This window comes from Flavobacterium sp. Leaf82, assembly GCF_001422725.1.
Classification (GTDB): Bacteria; Bacteroidota; Bacteroidia; order Flavobacteriales; family Flavobacteriaceae; genus Flavobacterium.
The window spans coordinates 311,687-331,341 of the sequence record NZ_LMMA01000001.1 but is presented as its reverse complement, the minus strand read 5'-3'; the positions used below and the strand labels follow the sequence as shown (position 1 = coordinate 331,341).

The 19,655-nt window shown below is 31.5% G+C and carries 20 protein-coding genes and 2 pseudogenes; 12 read left to right on the top strand and 10 right to left on the bottom strand.

Translation table 11 applies throughout. From position 1 onward, the window contains the following. Positions 1–179 precede the first annotated feature (179 nt). Together ASF10_RS01380 and ASF10_RS01375 are read right to left on the bottom strand one after the other, a co-directional pair. Complete coding sequence (locus ASF10_RS01380) at positions 180–371, bottom strand: hypothetical protein (RefSeq protein ID WP_056244370.1); 192 nt, start codon at positions 369–371, stop codon at positions 180–182. A gap of 101 nt (positions 372–472) precedes the next feature. Next, positions 473–2,032, bottom strand: coding sequence for a vitamin K epoxide reductase family protein (locus ASF10_RS01375; RefSeq protein WP_056244366.1), 1,560 nt, complete (start codon positions 2,030–2,032; stop codon positions 473–475). Between the two features lie 260 nt (positions 2,033–2,292). Here ASF10_RS01375 and ASF10_RS24035 point away from each other — a divergent pair, with 260 nt between their 5' ends. The 3 genes from ASF10_RS24035 to ASF10_RS24025 are packed head-to-tail and all read left to right on the top strand — an operon-like array spanning position 2,293 to position 2,771. Beyond that, positions 2,293–2,430 carry an rSAM-modified peptide gene (locus ASF10_RS24035; RefSeq protein ID WP_117611346.1) on the top strand — a complete coding sequence of 46 codons (138 nt, stop codon included), beginning with the start codon at positions 2,293–2,295 and terminating at the stop codon, positions 2,428–2,430. Positions 2,431–2,461: 31 nt separating this feature from the next. After that, the gene (locus ASF10_RS24030; protein WP_117611345.1) at positions 2,462–2,638 is read left to right on the top strand and encodes an rSAM-modified peptide; all 177 of its coding nucleotides are present in this window, start codon (positions 2,462–2,464) and stop codon (positions 2,636–2,638) included. Positions 2,639–2,642: 4 nt separating this feature from the next. Further along, entirely contained in the window at positions 2,643–2,771 is a 129-nt protein-coding gene (locus tag ASF10_RS24025; RefSeq protein ID WP_117611344.1) for an rSAM-modified peptide, read from the top strand. Positions 2,772–2,803: 32 nt separating this feature from the next. On the opposite strand, the gene ASF10_RS01370 is transcribed toward ASF10_RS24025, so the two are convergent. Beyond that, positions 2,804–4,552, bottom strand: a complete 1,749-nt coding sequence (locus tag ASF10_RS01370) for a helix-turn-helix domain-containing protein (protein WP_056244363.1) — start codon at positions 4,550–4,552, stop codon at positions 2,804–2,806. A gap of 166 nt (positions 4,553–4,718) precedes the next feature. Here ASF10_RS01370 and ASF10_RS01365 point away from each other — a divergent pair, with 166 nt between their 5' ends. The 3 genes from ASF10_RS01365 (at position 4,719) to ASF10_RS01355 (ending at position 7,589) form a co-directional block, all read left to right on the top strand. Next, positions 4,719–5,897, top strand: coding sequence for an acyl-CoA dehydrogenase family protein (locus tag ASF10_RS01365; protein ID WP_056244360.1), 1,179 nt, complete (start codon positions 4,719–4,721; stop codon positions 5,895–5,897). A gap of 87 nt (positions 5,898–5,984) precedes the next feature. Beyond that, a complete protein-coding gene (locus ASF10_RS01360) occupies positions 5,985–6,767 on the top strand; it encodes a DUF3050 domain-containing protein (protein WP_056244359.1) in 783 nt (260 codons plus the stop codon). Between the two features lie 66 nt (positions 6,768–6,833). Then, positions 6,834–7,589, top strand: a complete 756-nt coding sequence (locus tag ASF10_RS01355; RefSeq protein WP_056244356.1) for an SGNH/GDSL hydrolase family protein — start codon at positions 6,834–6,836, stop codon at positions 7,587–7,589. Between the two features lie 47 nt (positions 7,590–7,636). Here ASF10_RS01355 and ASF10_RS01350 read toward each other — a convergent pair whose 3' ends face one another. From ASF10_RS01350 to ASF10_RS01320, 6 genes are all read right to left on the bottom strand, one after another. Further along, entirely contained in the window at positions 7,637–8,674 is a 1,038-nt protein-coding gene (locus tag ASF10_RS01350) for a hypothetical protein (RefSeq protein WP_056244354.1), read from the bottom strand. Beyond that, positions 8,652–10,280 carry an NAD(P)/FAD-dependent oxidoreductase gene (locus ASF10_RS01345; protein ID WP_082472365.1) on the bottom strand — a complete coding sequence of 543 codons (1,629 nt, stop codon included), beginning with the start codon at positions 10,278–10,280 and terminating at the stop codon, positions 8,652–8,654. Before ASF10_RS01345 ends, ASF10_RS01350 begins: the two co-directional genes overlap by 23 nt. Further along, entirely contained in the window at positions 10,255–11,775 is a 1,521-nt protein-coding gene (locus ASF10_RS01340) for a polyamine aminopropyltransferase (protein WP_056244352.1), read from the bottom strand. Before ASF10_RS01340 ends, ASF10_RS01345 begins: the two co-directional genes overlap by 26 nt. Beyond that, the gene (locus tag ASF10_RS01335) at positions 11,768–11,983 is read right to left on the bottom strand and encodes a DUF350 domain-containing protein (RefSeq protein ID WP_055097443.1); all 216 of its coding nucleotides are present in this window, start codon (positions 11,981–11,983) and stop codon (positions 11,768–11,770) included. The genes ASF10_RS01340 and ASF10_RS01335 overlap by 8 nt, the downstream gene beginning before the upstream one ends. Before the next feature lie 194 nt (positions 11,984–12,177). Beyond that, positions 12,178–13,410: a DUF4178 domain-containing protein gene (locus ASF10_RS01325; RefSeq protein WP_056244348.1), complete on the bottom strand. Its 1,233-nt coding sequence runs from the start codon at positions 13,408–13,410 to the stop codon at positions 12,178–12,180. Positions 13,411–13,413: 3 nt separating this feature from the next. After that, entirely contained in the window at positions 13,414–13,776 is a 363-nt protein-coding gene (locus ASF10_RS01320) for an S-adenosylmethionine decarboxylase family protein (RefSeq protein WP_056244345.1), read from the bottom strand. A 182-nt stretch (positions 13,777–13,958) separates the two neighbouring features. Between ASF10_RS01320 and ASF10_RS01315 the strand changes: the two genes are divergently transcribed. The 6 genes and pseudogenes from ASF10_RS01315 to ASF10_RS24660 all read left to right on the top strand — a co-directional run. Then, positions 13,959–14,783: a helix-turn-helix domain-containing protein gene (locus ASF10_RS01315; protein ID WP_056244343.1), complete on the top strand. Its 825-nt coding sequence runs from the start codon at positions 13,959–13,961 to the stop codon at positions 14,781–14,783. A gap of 70 nt (positions 14,784–14,853) precedes the next feature. After that, positions 14,854–15,813, top strand: coding sequence for a nitrilase family protein (locus ASF10_RS01310; protein WP_056244339.1), 960 nt, complete (start codon positions 14,854–14,856; stop codon positions 15,811–15,813). Between the two features lie 79 nt (positions 15,814–15,892). Next, the gene (locus ASF10_RS01305) at positions 15,893–16,399 is read left to right on the top strand and encodes a GNAT family N-acetyltransferase (protein ID WP_056244336.1); all 507 of its coding nucleotides are present in this window, start codon (positions 15,893–15,895) and stop codon (positions 16,397–16,399) included. Between the two features lie 508 nt (positions 16,400–16,907). Further along, positions 16,908–18,197 carry a sensor histidine kinase gene (locus tag ASF10_RS01300; RefSeq protein WP_056244333.1) on the top strand — a complete coding sequence of 430 codons (1,290 nt, stop codon included), beginning with the start codon at positions 16,908–16,910 and terminating at the stop codon, positions 18,195–18,197. An 83-nt stretch (positions 18,198–18,280) separates the two neighbouring features. Beyond that, positions 18,281–18,651: pseudogene (locus ASF10_RS01295) on the top strand (helix-turn-helix transcriptional regulator); the annotation flags it as partial. A gap of 1 nt (position 18,652) precedes the next feature. Then, positions 18,653–18,769 (top strand): annotated as a pseudogene (locus tag ASF10_RS24660) (transcriptional regulator); the annotation flags it as partial. A 267-nt stretch (positions 18,770–19,036) separates the two neighbouring features. Here the strand turns inward: ASF10_RS24660 and ASF10_RS01290 are convergent. After that, positions 19,037–19,630 (bottom strand): hypothetical protein, encoded by a 594-nt coding sequence (locus ASF10_RS01290; protein ID WP_056244330.1) that lies wholly within the window; start codon positions 19,628–19,630, stop codon positions 19,037–19,039. Positions 19,631–19,655: the final 25 nt, after the last annotated feature.

Here is a 19,655-nt window from a genome sequence, read left to right as displayed (position 1 = left end):
CACTGGTTAACCCTAACCAAATAAAATCAACTCAGTGACCAATTTTCCTAAGAATCCCTACACCAATCATCAATGTGGGGAAATTGCTCAATGTTCCACGATCGAGCGCCTACAAATTAAAAAAAACATGACTAAATTCTAAAAAAGGCTGTACTGTACTTCTATTAAAACGCTAAAAATTAACAACAAAGGCGACTTGTTTCACAAATTCCTGCTTGTGTATTTACAGGACAAGCTCCGCCTACGGGTATTAAAACACATCCAGCTTCTATAGCATAAACCCAACATTCAGGTATTCCTCCCTTTATCGTTTTTTGCTCGTTTTTGCTTATGTGTTGTGCACTTTCTAAATTCAAAATCTTCTTTAACATATATCGTGCTAAAAATTAAATCTAATATTATTCAAATGGAAATCTACAATTCAATTTCCTATACTTCACTAATTGCCAGAACTTTATTTATCCCGAAAGCTTTATGCAATCTTTTTTTCCAGGACTTGAGTTTCTTCAACAAAATCATTTAAGAAATATTTTAATTCACTCAATTCGTATTCATTAGGAAATACTCTTTCATTTACAATTTTAATAGGTGTGTAATTAAAATTATTTTTAGAGCACCACTCATATTGTTTTTGTATTTCCTGACTGATCATTATACTTACAGAATCTACGTGCCATTTCTTCAACCATTTTTTAAGGCCTATTTTTTTAATATGCCAGTCAGATATTGCTTCTACGGTTTTGCCCGGAGTTGCTCTGTTTATCGCCAGAAGTCTTTCGACAACAGCTTTGTATGGATTCTCTACATTTTCAGGATTGATATTGAACAATACATTTAAAAAAATCTTGTCCGGAAATCTTAAAACCAAATCAAAGGCTTCCTGAAATGTTTTATGGCAATGTTCGCAACTTGGACTTATAATAATAGAAAGTTTTACTGCTGCATTTCTATTTCCAAAATTCAAACCTCTTAAATCTTCAAAATCATCTGTATAGGGAACTTTCTTTGAGAGGAAGTTCAATAAAGAATAATTTCTTTTAAACTTTTTCATCTCTTTTAGAGAGCTTTCACTATCCAATATATTTTTTATCATTGTTTTTAATACTGACCAAATTGGTATTAGAATAAGGACAGCAAATAAAAACGGGAACATTTCACCAAAACTAAAACTCAACGTAAATAAATCTGATGCAAACCATATTGCACTTTGCGTAAAAATTAAAGCTGACACAGCTAAACACATTACGCACCACTTTTGAATTTCAAATTTTTGAATCCAAATTGAGGATACAATTACCGGAATAGCCAATAAACTCAGAAATCCGACAAAAATTGCAGACTGTAATGGCTGAACCAAAATCGCTATTAAACTTGAACCAAAGAAAATAAGCGGTAAATCAGAAAAACTGATCCATTTATTTCCAATTACTTCTTTCTCATTAATAACTGAATTACAAGATGAATTAGAACTTAGATTACAAAATCTTGAAATGATGCTATTTTTAAACCCCAATTTCTCCTGAACAATAAATACGCTAACAATAAGCCCTAAAATAGATGTCGTTAGAAAAATAAGACTAAATACATCATACGTATTATAGAAAAAAGATAATCCCGTTACTAATACTAATGGCAATGTATATTTTAACCAACTATATTCGACTTTTAGGTTTTCTCTCGCAATTACATTATTTGGTTCTATTGCAACTATTACTCCATTCCAGTCTAAAAGGAATTTTTCATAGGATAATTTTAAGCTTCCTTTTTTAATAGTATTAATGCGAACAAAGTTTTTTGCTTTTTCAACCAGTATAAGTTCATCTTTAAAATAAGCTAAAAAATTCGATGGCAAATCTACTATCTGTTCTTTCGAAACTCTTACTGCGGCATTCTCTACAGATAATAAATCCAAAGAATCTGTTATCGCAAATAAGCTCGGATAATTAGGATGAGAAAGAAACAAATCCTTAAACTCATTTTTAATTTCTGAGTACCTATTTATTTGTAGAAATTTTTGAACAAGTTTTAACATCTTTTCGAATCTTTAAAATCATAATTACAATGCAAATATTGGTGTTTTTATCGAGAAAAAAACGCTATTGGCACACATTTTATCAATTATACTACATACAATTTATAAATTATATCAGTCTGAATGAAACACGTAAACACCTATTAAACAATAAGTTAAATTGATTAAATTTGTAACAAAACTCTAAAAACCCTAATCTCGATTAAGGGTTTTGCTTTTTGTCTAGTTTTGATAAATCATAAACTCTAATACACACAAACATGACAAAGCAAGCATTAAATTTTAAAGTATTTGAAAATGAAAAGTTATCTAAAATCCAACAAAAAATTGTTCGTGGTGGTGATGATGATCCAACAAAAGGAAACGGAAACGGAAGTACTCAACCAGTAATAAAATAAAAATAAATAATAGAAATAAATATAAATAGATATGAAAAATTATAAATTAAATCTTCAGGACTTTGAAAATAATACATTATCTAAAAGTCATCAAAAAACAGTTCGAGGCGGTGATGGTGAAGAACCTACGAAGGGAAATGGGAACGGAAATACTCAGGAAACAATAGATAAAACTAATACAAATAGCACTAATACAAATAATAAATAAAAAGATGAAAAATTGTAAATTGAATTTCGAAGATTTTGAAAATGAAAAATTATCAAAAAAACAACAAAAAACGATTCATGGCGGGGACGAAGAGCCTACAAAAGGAAATGGGAACGGAAGTGGTCGTCCTTAAGAGATATTATTTTATAAAATAATTATTTTTAATTATAAATTATTCGCAAATTGAGCTGGAGATACTCCAGTTCTTTTGCGAAATGATTTAGCAAATGATACTGCATTTTTAAATCCTACGCTTTCTGCAATTGCCTGAGTAGAATATTTTCGATACATGTGATTGGTAATCATTTCGTTAATCACATAATTAATTTTAAGTTCATTCGAATATTCTCCAAATGATTTACCAAATCGTTTATTGACGACATAGGATAAATAAGTTGTATTTGTTTTTATCTTTTTAGCCACATAAGGCAGCGTAAAATCGGCATTTAGATATTCGTGTTTGTTTTCGAGCGCTAACAGTTTCTCAACTATTTTGTTTTCTTTGGCTTCATCAATACTTAAATTGACATTTTCTTTTTTAGAATGCACTTCTCCCTCTTCGTGTTCAATTAAAACCTCCTCTATTTCTGGTTGGTTTTTCTTTTCCAGATTGGCTTTAAATTCTTCTATCAGGGCATTCATCTTTTTATGTGCCTTATTTTTATCTCTTATATTTTTAATTAATAAAAAAACAATTCCAACAAATAAAACGACATAAAACACTCTCAACGCTTTAGTTAAAAAAACGTCGTATTTATATTTTTCCCTGATGGTAACCATCTCATCTGTCAAACCTCCAACTCCTAGTTTGTAATTTACTTCCAGAATCTGATCGTTTAATTTGGCTTCGGATTTTTCATAATTATCCAAATAAATTTTTGAATGTTTATAAGCCAAATCTGGCTCTTTGAGGATGTTGTAAATTTTTGCCTGAAAATAATTTGACTTTAAATAATCCAGTTCATTGCTCTTTGTGATCGCACCAATTGAATCTGATTTTTTAAAAAACACCAATGCTTTATCATACTTTTTTGTAGTATAATAAATGTCGCCTAAATTATAATTTGCAGAACATAACAGTTGCTGCATATTATTTTGGTGCGCCAGAAAAACAATATCATAATAGGTTTTTTCGGCATTTTCATATTCCTTAAGTACGCTATAAATGTTACCCAGGCTTAACTTTGCCACAATCTTGTTATCTGTAAAATTCTGTGAATAACTTATTGTTTTTTTATAAAAATATTCTGCTGAGTCCAGTAAAAGCCTTTCTTTAGAGTTTTTCATATAAAAGTTTTCATATGAACCTGCCAAACTCAGATTGATATTACTTTTATTATTTAAATATTGTTCTCTGGTGTAAACTCCTTCATTTTTATCCACAAAATCATTAAGTTGTCGTAGATCTTTAATGGCTAAACGATAATTACCTACGGCATCATTTATGGAGGCTATATTATTTTTGAATTTTACAATTTGAATAACATCTCTAATTTGGGTCGAAAGTTTGATTCCTTGCTGGTAATTATCTAAGGCTCCACTAAAATTTCCTCTTTTCCATTCTGATAAGCCGGCGTAATTATATAAGTATGATTTTAATTGAATTTTATCATCTGTGTCCGGCATTTTATCCAAATAATCAAATGCAAGCTGATATTTTTGTTTTGATTTTACTGTATTTCCTTTCAACTGGAATAAATATGACAATGCTCCATTTGAGAAAGCCAAATGTTTATAATTGTTGGATTTTGCCATTTTATTAGCATATACTACAGCACTATCGACGTTTACATTAATATTTAATCGAATTTTGTCTTGTAATACGAGATACTCTTGTTCTGTTAAAGCACTTTTTTGCTGAGCAAATGCACTATTCAGAACAAAAAAGAGTAAAAAAGAGATGATCAGCCTCATTAAAATTGTTTTTGGAATCTCAAAAATAGCTTATAAATTTTCAATAAACTAAAATTTATTCGTCTTTATATTATTTTTCTTCTTTAACATTGAAAAAAATATAACAATTTAACGTTGTTTTGTTATATTTTTATTACGTAAATTTGTTTTGTAAAACTATCAAAAAATGAAACCAGACTTATTTCAAGCTCCCGATTATTATAACCTAGACGATTTACTTACAGACGAACATAAATTAGTTCGCGAATCTGCTCGTGCATGGGTCAAAAGAGAAGTTTCTCCTATTATAGAAGAATATGCTCAAAAAGCAGAATTTCCAAAACAAATTATAAAAGGACTTGGAGAAATAGGTGGTTTTGGACCTTACATTCCTGTTGAATATGGCGGTGCAGGATTAGATCAAATTTCATATGGTTTGATTATGCAGGAAATCGAGCGCGGAGATTCTGGTGTAAGATCGACTTCATCTGTTCAGTCTTCGTTAGTGATGTATCCAATCTGGAAATACGGAAACGAAGAGCAACGCATGAAATATTTACCAAAACTGGCAACAGGAGAATTCATGGGCTGCTTTGGACTGACTGAACCAGATCACGGTTCTGATCCGGGAAGTATGATTACCAATTTTAAGGATATGGGAGATCATTATCTTTTAAATGGTGCCAAAATGTGGATTTCTAATGCTCCTTTTGCTGATATTGCTGTTGTTTGGGCAAAAAATGAAGAAGGAAGAATTCACGGATTGATCGTAGAACGCGGCATGGAGGGTTTTACGACTCCTGAAACCCATAATAAATGGTCACTTCGTGCATCATCAACCGGAGAATTGATTTTTGATAATGTAAAAGTTCCTAAAGAAAACTTATTACCTAATAAATCCGGTTTAGGCGCTCCGCTTGGCTGTTTAGATTCAGCCCGATATGGTATTGCCTGGGGAGCAATTGGTGCTGCAATGGACTGTTATGATACTGCTTTGCGTTATTCTAAAGAAAGAATCCAGTTTGGAAAACCAATTGGAGGAACACAATTACAGCAGAAAAAACTGGCAGAAATGATTACCGAAATTACAAAAGCGCAATTATTAACCTGGCGTTTAGGTGTTTTGAGAAATGAAGGAAAAGCTACAACTTCTCAAATTTCAATGGCAAAACGTAACAATGTAGATATGGCAATTCATATCGCCAGAGAGGCCAGACAAATGTTGGGAGGAATGGGAATTACGGGTGAATACTCGATTATGCGCCATATGATGAACCTTGAAAGTGTAATTACTTATGAAGGAACTCACGACATTCATTTGTTAATTACAGGAATGGATGTAACTGGAATTCCAGCTTTTAAATAGTAAATAACTATTAAAATATATACAAAAACAATATAAAAAGCTTCTTCTAACCGAGAAGCTTTTTATATTTGCACAAAATTTACGAAAATGAATATTGAAACTATAAACAATAGCATTCAACCTCAAAAAGACCAACTTTTAAACCATTCTTTATACAATAAAATTCAAAGCATCGACGACTTACACAGTTTCCTTGAAAGTCATGTTTTTGCTGTTTGGGATTTTATGTCCTTATTAAAAGCGCTGCAAGCGAAACTTACCTGCACAACAACACCATGGTTTGCTACAAAAAATTCGGAAACAAGATATTTAATAAATGAAATTGTTCTTGCCGAAGAAACTGATTTAACGATCGACGGAAGAAGACAAAGCCATTATGAAATGTATCTGGAAGCAATGGAAGATTGTGGTGCTGATACAAACGGAATCAATACATTTTTATCTGAAGTGCATTCGTTGCATAATATTTTTGTTGCCATAAAACAAAGCTCCTTACATCCGGATATAAAAGCTTTTTTAGATTTTACTTTTAGAGTTATCGAAGAAGGAAAACCTCATCAAATTGCTGCTGCATTTACTTTTGGAAGAGAAGATTTAATTCCGAGTATGTTTACCGCGATCCTGAAAAACTTTCAAAAAAATCTTCCGGATACTGATTTGAGTAAACTTCTTTATTATTTTGAAAGACATATAGAATTAGATGCCGATGAACATGGACCAATGGCAATGCAAATGATTACTGATTTATGCGAAGATGATGACCAGAAATGGAAAGAAGTTGAAGAAATTTCTATTCTGGCTTTAGAAAAACGAATTGGTCTCTGGAATGCCATCGAAGAACAAATTCTGATGAAAACAGAAATGGTATAAAACCAAAACAAGTTATATAACGTAACTATTTGTTTAAGATGACCCAAAACTTAATTTACCTAAATTATGAAACCGCATTTCAAACAAATAGTTATTGTTATTCTTTCAATCTTTCTTTTAAGCTGCAGTTCTGACGAAACAAAGTCAACGACTACTACAATACCTCCTGTAACAGAAGTTCCTAACAACCCGTTGCCTTTGCCAAATACCGTAAATTATCTGGCATTGGGAGACAGTTATACCATAGGCGAAAGCGTTTGTGAAACTTGCCGTTATCCGGAACAGTTAAAATCGAGCTTAAAAGCTATTTATCCGCAAAGCAACTTTTCTTTAAAAATAATTGCGAAAACCGGTTGGACTACGACTAACTTAGTTGCTGCAATAAACAATCAAAACCCGGATTCTAATTATGATTTAGTCACTCTTTTAATTGGTGTAAACAACCAATATCAAGGGAGGGATTTTGCTATTTATGAAAAAGAATTTCCGGCATTGATAACAAAAGCAATTATGCTGGCAAAGGGAGACAAAAAAAATGTTCTTGTTATTTCGATTCCAGATTATGCTTATACCACATTTGGAACGACTCAAATGCAAGGTCAGGGCATGAGAATCTCAAATGAAATAAATCAATACAACTCTTTTGCAGAGCATTATTGTGTAACAAATGGAGTCTCTTTTGTATCTATTACAGACATTACCAGAAAAGGTCTTGAAAATCCTAATTTAGTAGCTTCAGATGGTTTACATCCTTCGGCTGGCGCTTACAGCTTATTTGTTGAACGTATTTTACCTAAAGTAAAAATGATATTACAGGATTAAGATAAATCTTTTTTTAGAACAAAAGCAATAAAATAAAAAACTGTATATCAAGAAGTTTTAACTGCTTTTTTGTTCGATTTCCAGATGAATCCGTCAAGTAAATAATGAGTAAATTGAGGCACACTTAATAATGGTACGAGTAAAAATTGCCACGAAGAGAAGTCAAATATTCTGAATGAAATATTTTCGTTCCAGACTAAAACTTCCCATAAAAATTCTTCTGTAAAAGCAATTACTAATAAAATCAGAATATATATAAAGATTACATTATATGTTTTTAAACCTTTAAAAACTCGCTGACTTTTGTTTGGCGTATTTTCGATTTCTCTAAAATATACTAATGCCATATAAGGAATTCCGTGAGAAACGACATTTAGCAAAGTAAAAATAAGATCATTATTAAAATAGACAATTCCAAAATACCAGGAAAGTGCGGTTCCCAGAATAATGGCATTTTTAGGAATATTAAAAAACTTATTTCTAATGCTTTTATTAATGGTATAGATTCCATAAATCGATAGGATAATCACATAAATCCAAAATAGGATTTCTAATAAAAATGCATTCTCAAATCGAAAAAACTCGTTCTCTACAAACCAGTTGAATTTTCTTTTAGAAGAAAAAAACCAATATAACATTGGATATCCGGTTGAAGCATAAATCGCCAGATTATCTATAGCAACAGAAATTCTTGTTTTTTCTTCGTTTCTGGCATACAATCGCATAAAACCATATTGTTGCCTTATAAAATGAAATACAGCAACATACGCCAAAAAAGACCAAAAAACCAAACTGCCAAAAGAGAAAAGAATGATCCCAATTGCAAAACAAATTGTTGGCAAAAGCAATAATCTTTTTTTGTTCTTTTTAAATTCGTCTGCTACAAAATATGTTTTGAATAATGTTGCATAAACATGGGCAACATCAATAAAAACAATTAAAAAAAGCCAGGTATAGAAGGAGTATTTATTTTCAATTTCGGTAATATAATCCTGAAATAAAAACACAATCGCCAATACAAAAAATGATGGTCCAATTATGAATGCAAAATCGGTTTTGGCTTTATGAATCCAGGGTTGTTTCATCTAAAATTTGGTTTACTATATTAATTCCGTGATGAAAAGCTTCTTCAAAAATAGATATTCCGGATAAATCAGTGTGGGCAAAATAAATCTTATTCTCAATGCTTTCTGAGGCTTGTTCTTTAGCTTCACCAAAAATAAATCCCGGAGCAGGACTTACCATCCCGTGTCCTAGTAAAAAAACCTCCATTTGTTCTGTACATTCTTCAATATCAGGATGAGCAATTTTCAGATCATTAAAAACAAATTGTTTCCAATATTCTTTATCTTTTTTATAAAGTTCTTTTCGTGACTTTTTTAAATCAGACGAAGAGAAACTATAGTAATATGTAATCACTTTTTTTGTCTGAACCTGATTCAAAGACTGATGCTGATCATAAACATAACCCAAACCTTTTGCATCGTAAATAACATTATCCCAACAAAGCGGAAAACTATAATTATCTGCTAAATCTGGCACGGTTAAGGTCGCTAAAAGCCACGGTGTATAATGAAACTCTTTTGTAAATTCTTTGCGCTCTTTTATCAAATACTGATTTACAAACTGCGGGGTTGCCATGATTACTTTGTCTGCAATAATTTGTACCGAAACCTTTTTGATATCATCAAATGCTTTGGCAACAACTTTATCTTTTTCGACTTTTACCTCGTAAACCAAATGATTTTTCAACGTTTTCTGGTCCGTGTATTTTTTTAGATGAGAAGCTAATCTGGCGTTTCCTTCCGGCCACGTCAAAACGCTATCTTTTTTATCTGAAGTCGCATCTTGTTTTCGTCCGGCAAAATAATGAATTCCAGCCCAAGCCGAAACATAGTTTATTCCGAGTCCAAAATCGTCTTTGCAACAATAATCGATATAATTGAATAAAGGTTCTGCTTTGAAATTGTTCGTTTCAAACCATTCTTTCATCGTGATTTTATCTAAATTTCTGGTTGCAATATCTTCAGATGAAAGATGAAGCGGAATATCAAATAAGTACTTTCCGTCGTTTCCTTTTCCTTCGCGGAAAGTGTCCATTACTTTAAAAAATCGCTGAAACTCTAAATCCTGATTTTTTGGGTTTCCTTCTTTTGGTACAACGCCTTCTTGCCAGTTATTTTTGTAAAATAAACGTTCATCTGGAGCAAATGATAATTGCAATTCATCAAATACAGGAAATCCTTTAGAATCATAACTCAGAATAATTTTTTCTTCTTCAAGAAACTGTAATAATTCTTTATCTTTAAAATTGGGCAAAGGCAAATAATGCGCGCCAAGTGGAAATTTAGAATACTTATTTTCTCCGTTGGATGAATTTCCGCCTAAATGTCCTTCTAATTCAATTAAAAGAAAATCAGAAATTCCTTTTTTATGAAATTGTCGTGCTGCACTTAAACCAGAAATTCCACCACCTACAATCAGATACGGAATATGAATTTGGGTCGTTGGTTTTGGAAAATCTTTTATCCATAATCGATGTCCCAAAAGATGATTCGTTCCGGACAAACGAAGTAACAGCTGAATAATTTTATCAGAACAAAATTGCAGAAACGGAATCAACAATAACGAAGCTCCAATTCCTTTTACAAAACTGCGCCTTGATTTACTGTAATTTTCCCCATTCTTCATCGAAATAGCGTACTAAAATTTGGTTGTCTAATCGATTGATTTCAATTTCATTTGAGATCATATCATTGGTAAAATAATTAAATCTGTCAAACTGATAATTGTAGAATTTTAGTCCGTCAGCTTTTCTGTTTACTGTATTAAATGTAGTTCCAAAACCGTTTATTGCGATCGTATAACCCCATTCTCCAAACGAAGGAACATACGCGTGATAGGCATCAACCTGAGGAAAAACCTGCATCACAGTTTTATTGATACACCAAAATGATTTTGGCGCAAAATACGGTGATGTAGTTTGTATAACAACTGCTGCATCTGGTTGCAGAATCGTTTTTAGGGTTTGATAAAAATTCAGCGAATACAATTTTCCTAAACTATAATTGGATGGATCCGGAAAATCGATAATAGCAACGTCAAACTTTTCTTTGCAGCTTTTTGCCCAAATATAAGCATCGGTATTAATGACGGTAACTTTTGGATTATTAAGCGAGCCTTTATTAAAATCTGTTAGTACTTTATTGGTTTTAAACAATTTTGTCATTCCCTGATCCAGATCGACAAGCGTAACTTTTTGAACGTCTTTGTATTTTAAAATTTCACGGACTGCCAAACCATCTCCTCCGCCCAAAACCAAAACATGTTTGACATTTTTAGCAATCGACATTACCGGATGCACAAGAGCTTCGTGATACCGATATTCATCAGCAGAACTAAATTGCAGGTTGTTGTTTAAATAAAGCCTGTAATCGCTTTTATTGTGCGTTAAAACAATTCTTTGATAAGGAGTTGAATTCGTATAAATGATGTTTTCGCCGTAAAGTTTTCCTTCTGAATATGCCAGAATACCATCAGAAAACATGAAAACACTCAATAATATGATAAATGAAAAAATGGCTTTTGCTTTCAAGAAATAGCTGTTTTTTAATTCTCTTTTTAAAAGAAAACACAACGCAATGGCAATACTTACGTTTATCATACCAAAGAATAGCGAGGTTCCCATTATTCCTAGTTTTGGAACCAGAATTAAAGGAAAAAGAATCGATGCCAGTAAAGCGCCAATATAATCGAACGTAAAAACATTAGAAACCAGATCCCTGAATTCGACTTTGTCTTTGAGGATATTCATTAAAAGCGGAATTTCCAGTCCCACTAAAAATCCGGTTATAAAAACCAGTAAATACAAGATGAACTGAAAGTACTCGACGCTTTCGAACAATAAAAATAAAACGACAGAACTCAATCCGCCAATTAACCCCACTAATATCTCGATCTCGACAAATGTATTGAGCAGGTTTTTATGGAAAAACTTAGAAAAGAAAGAGCCAATACCCATAGAAAACAGGTAAACGCCAATAATAAACGAAAATTGTTTGACTGAATCTCCTAGTAAATAACTGGCTAATGTACCCGCGACAAGTTCATAAACAAGTCCGCAGGTTGCAATAACAAATACAGCAAATAGTAGTAAAAATTCAAACCTAAGAAACTTTTTACCCATGAATTGCGGCACTAATAATCATTGAAATACCAATGATAAATGCTGCCAAAACAATAGCAACAGCAATATTATTTTTCTCCACAACCTCTTTCCAGGTGTTTTCAGGAGTCATTTTTTCGATAATGAAATAGGCTACTAATAAGATAACGAATCCTAAAAGTGAATAAATAATCGAATTAACGATGGGCTGATAATGTATTAAATCCATACTTTATAAATTTATTTATGATAAAAATGATTCACTGAACTTCGACTTCCTGAGGTACTATATTTTTCTGTGGTTTCGCAATCGCAAATTCTGTTTCCGGAATAAGCAAAATACAAATAAGCTGCAAAGCAAAATAGTCCTATTGCTAATGCGGCCAGATTATTTTTTAAAAAATCAAAAATACTTTTCATATGCTATTCGCTGTAGGGTGAATATGAACTATCTGCCCATCTGGTTTTTTCAAAATTAATTTTAAAATATCGTATCACGATATAAACAACTATCATAAATATCGCAATAATCCATACGTTTCGATTTGAAGGTTCGTTCCAGACTACTTTAATTTTCATTGCAGTATTTTTAATGTCTTCCGGTGCTTTTAATGGTTTTATTAAAAGATGGTATTTTCCTCCTTTGACACCGCAAAGATTAAATTTTTCTGACCAGTTTCCTTCCGTCCAGCTTTCTCCGTCTTCATAACCGTGATAATACTCAATATCTTTATTGGCATGAATTTCATCATTCGTTTTTTCATCAACTAATGCAATATCTACATTTGCCCATGAATTATCAACATCTGTCGATACATGAATTGTCATTGGAGCTGAGCTTCCGTTTAACACGAAGGATTCACTTGTAAATTCTCTATCGTTAAAATCTGTAAAAGCAATCGCTTTATTAAAAACAACTTGCTCTGACTGATCTTTATAAATGTACCAATTTGCAGAAATGATCATTAAAAGAAAAATGCAAAATATAATAGCCGTATTCGTTACATCAAAATAATAAGGCTGGGCAATATTTACACCTGTCTGATACGGCAAATTAACTTTAGGAAATGCTTTTTTAAGCTCTTTTTTTGTAATATATTCTCCAAGAAAAGCAGTCTGGACTCCGTTCATTTTTTCGATTGAGATCATCAAAGGCGGCTGAATATATTCTACCAGATGCACTTTTTTAAACGGCAATTCAAAATCAAAATATCCTTGTGCATTGTCAATTTCGGCATCAGAATATTCATAAAGATAAAATGAACTACTTTCATACGTTATCGATTTTGGATGAACTCTTACATCGAATTCCTCCTCCATTTCGGTCAAAAATATCCAATGTCCGTCTGATTCAGAGAGGTAAACAAATTCATTCGCATTATTTTTCAGGATATATTCTGCCCAATGATATCCACCGCTAATCTTTTTGATTACTGCACCTGTAACTATATATTCGATTCCTTTAAGAATGCCTTTATCTCCAATTTTAAAAACAAAACCGTTTACTACTTCTGGCTTATATTTAGATCTTAAACGAAGCAAGCCTTCACTATCTGCCAGATATAAACTGTGGCAGTTTGGGCAGACAAAATTTACGACTTCAAAACCAACTTCTAATTCGGTAACGGTATTACAATTGTAACAAGGAACTTTCATATACTAACGGTTAATTTCAAAATCTTTTATAATTGTTCCTTCAAAATAGGTAATATAATGAGCCATAACGTCTCTGACTTTTTGCGAATTATCTTGTTGGTAATTGCACAAATAAACATCTAAAGTAAGCTGATTATATTCTGGCCAGGTATGTATACAAATATGGGATTCTTTGAGGCAAAACGAAATCGTGAAGCTGTCATTATCAAAATCGTGAACAATAACACCCACTTTTTCAAGATTGTATGTTTCTAAAATAGAATTGGTAATAGCAACAAAACCCTGACTATTTGTTAGTTTTTGAGTTTCATCGACATGTAAAGTTACCAGTTTATGCAAGCCTGGAGAATAAGGGGGTAAATCCATTCAGATATTTATATACGGGTCAAATATATAATATTTTTTAGATAATTTTAACAAGTGTGTTTTCTTTACTTCTACATTTTAGAAAGGGAATCATTTGCAAAAAACCTAAAATATTAATCCGGAAAATATCCTTAATTTTGTAAAAAGCAGATTCTTCAGGATTCTAAAAATCGATTAAAATCATGCAAATTTCGCCACCAAAAGAATTAGCGCCATACATAAAACATTATCTTTTTTTAGAGAATAACGAAACTGCTATACAAAAACTTCGTTTGTTTTCTGATGGTAATACGGGCGTTGTTTTTTCCTTGAAAAGTAAACTTATTTCTGGTCTCGATAATTATAAAGTAAAGAATTATTTGCCGACTTCTTTTTTATACGGACAATTAAATGGTTTTAAAGATATTTATTCTGATAACGAAATATCTTTGATTATTATCGTTTTTCAACCTAACGGAATTCATCAGTTATTAGGCATACCTGCTCATGAATTTCAGGATTCTATTATTCCTGTTGAAGATATATTTGGTCGAAAAACTGGTATACTTCAGGAAAAATTATCAGAACAAAATAATCAAGGAAGGGTTGAAATTTTAAATCAGTTTTTCAGTAGTTTAATCGATGCAAAACCTGTTTCAAATCAGTTTATCATTGATAATTCTTTAGATTTTATTATTGCCAATAATGGAGATTTCACTTTAAAGCAATTGGTGGATTATACGGGTTATACCGAAAGACATCTGGAAAGAAAATTTAAAGAATGCATCGGGTTAAACCCAAAGAAATTTGGAAACGTTATAAGGCTACATCATTTTTTAAAACTACTAAAACATAAATCTAATGATGGCAATCTAACATCGATTTGTTACGATGCAGGATTTTCGGATCAATCTCATTTGATAAAAGAATTTAGAAAACATACCGGAATAACTCCAAAAGAATATTTATTTAGTTCCGGGAAATTAACCAATAACCTCATCAAAACTTCTCCTGCATTTATACTTTAAAATGTCGGTTTTATACAATTTATAGAATTCTGTGAGCGCTACTTTTGACTAAAAATTAATAGCGTTTAATATGAAAAATCTAAAAATAGCCACGGCTCAGTTCGAGAATAAAAGTGGCGATAAAAGTTATAACTTATCGGTAATAGAAAAGCTTTCGCAAAAAGCTGCCAACGAAGGTTGCGATGTAATTTCGTTTCATGAATGTTCGATAACCGGATATACATTTGCAAGACATTTATCGAAAGAACAAATGCTGGACTTAGCAGAAATTATCCCAAGTGGAGAAAGCATTTTAAAACTTACCCATATTGCTAAAAACAACAATATTGTAATATTAGCGGGATTGTTTGAAAAAGATGAAAATGACAATTTATTCAAAGCTTACATTTGTGTGGATAAAAATGGTTTGGTTGCAAAATATCGAAAACTGCATCCATTTATTAATCCTTATTTAACTCCCGGAGATCGTTATTGCATTTTTGAAATTAAAGGCTGGAAATGCGGAATCTTAATTTGCTACGACAACAATATAATTGAGAATGTGCGTGCAACAAAACTTTTAGGTGCTGATATTATTTTTATGCCCCACGTTACAATGTGTACGCCTTCTACCCGACCCGGAGCTGGTTTTGTAGCTCCTAGACTTTGGGAAAACCGCGAAACGGATCCTACTTCTTTACGATTGGAATTTGACGGAATGAAAGGTCGTGACTGGTTAATGAAATGGTTGCCTGCAAGAGCTTATGACAATGCTGTTTATGCCGTTTTTTCGAACCCAATTGGTATGGATGACAATCAACTAAAAAATGGCTGTTCGATGATTATTGATCCTTTTGGAGATGTTGTCGCCGAATGTCGCTCTTTTGATGACTCTTTTGCAACAGCAATTCTTACTCCTGAAAAATGTGTTCAGGCTGGAGGAAGTCGCTACATAAAAGCCAGAAGACCAGAATTGTATAGAAATATTATTGGTCAGAATCACGAATCTGAGCAAAATGTGGCTTGGTTAAACGCAGGTAAAAAAAGTTAAAACCAAACTTTTTACGGTCTTTACGCCTATGAAAAATTATCTTTGAGGAATTCATTAATCATCAGAATAAACCCTAATAATGGAATTTTTTAAAACTACAAATGCAGATATCGATGCTGTTTTCGATATTTATAACGAAGCTACATCTTATCAAAAAACGGTCAATAATAAAAGCTGGAGAGGTTTTGAAAGAGCTCTGATAGAAAATGAAATCGCCGAAAATCGCCATTTTATAATCAAAGAAGGAAATGAAGTTGCCTGTACATTTGTACTTACTTTTAATGATTTAATTATCTGGAAAGAAGCGGCTCAGAATCCGGCTGTATATTTGCATCGTATTGCTACAAACCCAAAATTCAGAGGACAATCATATGTCAAAAAAATCATTGACTGGACGAAAGAATATGCCAAAGAAAACGGCAAAGAATATATTAGACTTGACACACATAGCGGAAACGAAAGAATAAACAAATACTACACAAGCTGTGGTTTCGAATACAAAGGAATAAGCACCATCGAATGGACAAGCGAATTACCGGAACATTATAAAGAAGGATCTTTTAGCTTGTTTGAGATTAAGTTGTAGATTCAAAATCTTATTTAAAAATACAAACCCCTTGCAGATACATTTCTGCAAGGGGTTTTTATTTAAAGAAATTATAAACTTGCCAGTTTCTTAGCTTGTTCCTGAGCATTTATATTTTTGGGATTGATTTAATGATTTTTGATTGATGATTGATTACTTGTCATATCCTTTATACAAACTTGGCCATTTTTGTAAATAGAATAATTCAGGCATTTTAAATCAAGACGATCATAATTTGAAAATGCTACATTCTTTTGAAAATATTTTTAAAATTCAAATCATCAAAAAACTACATTTATCTTATAATATATTGATTTAAAAACAATTATTATTAAAAACAAAATAGTTCATTTAGCATTTCAAAGATTAAAAAAATAAGAAAAAACTTAGTGTAAAAATTTACTCATTTGAACAAAACCGTTACTTTTCAATTATAAATTAACATATTATATTTAAAGCAAAGACATTAAACTCAGTTAGGTTATATTTGGAAAAATGCGTGTTAAACATGGGTAAAAAAAAGATAATTCTGCCTGATACAGTTACTTTTCAGGAACGAAATAAAGCAAATCATAATGACGAATTATTGCTCGTTAACAAAAGACTTGCCCAGCCAATAGAAGATCGAAAAAAACGCGCCGCAGAATTAATTATTGCTAATACTGAACTTGCTTTTCAAAATAAAGAAAAAGAAAACCGAGCGGCAGAACTTGTTATTGCCAATGCAGAACTGGCTTATCAAAACCAGGAAAAAGAAAATCGTGCTGCTGAACTTGTTATTGCAAATACAGAATTAACTTTCCAGAATAAAGAAAAAGAAAACCGAGCGGCAGAACTTGTTATTGCCAATGCAGAACTCGCTTACCAAAATCAGGAAAAAGAAAATCGTGCTGCTGAACTTGCAATTGCAAATAAGGAACTGACTTTCCAGAACAAAGAGAAAGAAAAACGTGCGGCAGAACTTGTGATCGCAAATAAAGAACTTGCTTACCAAAACAAGGAAAAAGAGAATCGCGCTGCTGAACTGCTTATCGCAAATGCCGAACTGACTTATCAGAACAATGAGAAAGAAAAACGTGCTGCCGAATTAATTCTGGCAAACAACGAACTCGAAGCTTTTACTTATATTTCAAGTCACCATTTACAGGAACCTTTACGAAAAATACAGGTTTTTTCGAACAGAATTACTACAGATGAACATCAAAATTTGACAGAGAAAGGCAAATATTATTTTGAACGTATCGAAGTTGCTGCTTTTCATATGCAGGCACTGATAAATGATTTACTCAATTATTCGCGCACTAATGTAACCGAAAAGAAATTTGAAAACATTAATCTTAATGATATTATTAATAAAGTACTGGACGACTTAAAAGAAGAGATAATAGCAAAAAAAGCAGTTATTGAATTGTCCGGAAGTTGTACTGCGTTTATAATTCCGTCACAATTTCACCAATTAATATGCAATTTAGTTAGTAATTCGCTTAAGTTTTCGACAAAAGAAAAAACACCTCATATTATCATAGAAAGTATTTATACAAAACCAAAAAAGAAAAATTCAACATCTGCTGATTATTGCCATATTAAAATTAGTGATAATGGGATTGGTTTTGAACCTGAATTTGAGAGCCGTGTTTTCGAAATGTTTCAACAGCTTAATAATAAAACCGATTATAAAGGAACCGGAATTGGTCTTGCCATTGCAAAAAAAATTGTAGAAAACCATAACGGAATTATTACAGCAACGGGCAAACTAGGTCATGGAGCAAAATTTGACATTTATATCCCTGTGTTGTAAATAATGAAAACCGTATCTTACAAAAACAAGTCGGTTTTTTACTAAAATTTATTTTTCTCTAAAATTTTAAATACCTTTGATTTATGAGCACAACAACAAAACCATATCATATAGGGCGTAAAATTAGCCGTATTCGTGAACTTAAAGACATGAAACAAGAAGCGCTTGCACAAGCTTTGGGTATATCTCAGCAATCCGTTTCTGCTATAGAAAACAGCGAAAACCTGGAAGAAGAAAAACTTAAAGAAATCGCAAAAGCACTTGGAATGACTGTTGAAGCGATTAAAAACTTTTCTGAAGAAGCTGTAATCAATTATTTTAATAACATTTACGATCATGGAGCTTTTAACAAGCATTATAATGATTGTACATTTAATCCTTTAGACAAAGTTGTTGAACTTTATGAGCGTTTAGTTCAGGCTGAAAAGGATAAAAACGAATATTTAGAGAAATTNCATTATAATGATTGTACATTTAATCCTTTAGACAAAGTTGTTGAACTTTATGAGCGTTTAGTTCAGGCTGAAAAGGATAAAAACGAATATTTAGAGAAATTATTAAAAGGGAAATAAAGCATTTTATATAAATATCTTATTGCAAAAAAGAGATCTTATTAAAGAGATCTCTTTTTTTGTATTAGACGAATTAAATCTTTCAAATTTGCTCATTAATTTCTGCAAACAAACTTTCTCACTACATAAAAAATTAAAGCTATTTAACTAGGTATTAGACGGCGGTAGGATATAGTTAGTTATACTTTCCTGATAAGAAGTAGGCTTAAAATCGATTTTCAATCAAAATAACTTAAATTTATTTTTAATATCATATTTTAAAAAATACTAAAGATTAAAAAAGTTATTCCCCTTAACCTCTTTCTTTACTTTTTCCCATTCATTTTTTAAAAGAGTTTGTATTTTTAAAGTCAAGGTTATAGTATGCTTTTCAGCTAAATTTATTTTCTCTTTTGTAACCTTTTCTTCTGAATATAATTTTATGAAAAAGTCTAATATTGCAATAATTTCTTTATCTTCAATAGGATTTAATCTTAATTTAAAGAGATGTAAATTTCGGATTAAATCATTTTTACTCCATTTATTTTGCTCGTCAACAAAAGCAAGATTAGTTAATGGGTTATAATAATTTTGTTGATATTCAAATGAAATTTGGTTGATCTTGGCTTGGCTAGGATTCTCTAATTCAATTCTTTCCTCTTCTTTTTTATATATTTCTATTGAACCACTGATCCAAGTAATTAGAGTTGAACTTTCAATTCTAATAATATCAAGCCATTTTATTCTTTCTAATGTTATGACCTCAATGAATTTTGAGGTTTTTAAGTTTTTTCTAGTGTAAATAATATTAGTAATTGTTCCCAAAAATGTTAGAATAGTGACTATTGCTGTTAATGTTCCAATTTTATATATTTCTACCATAAACTAATTTATTTTTTTTTTATAG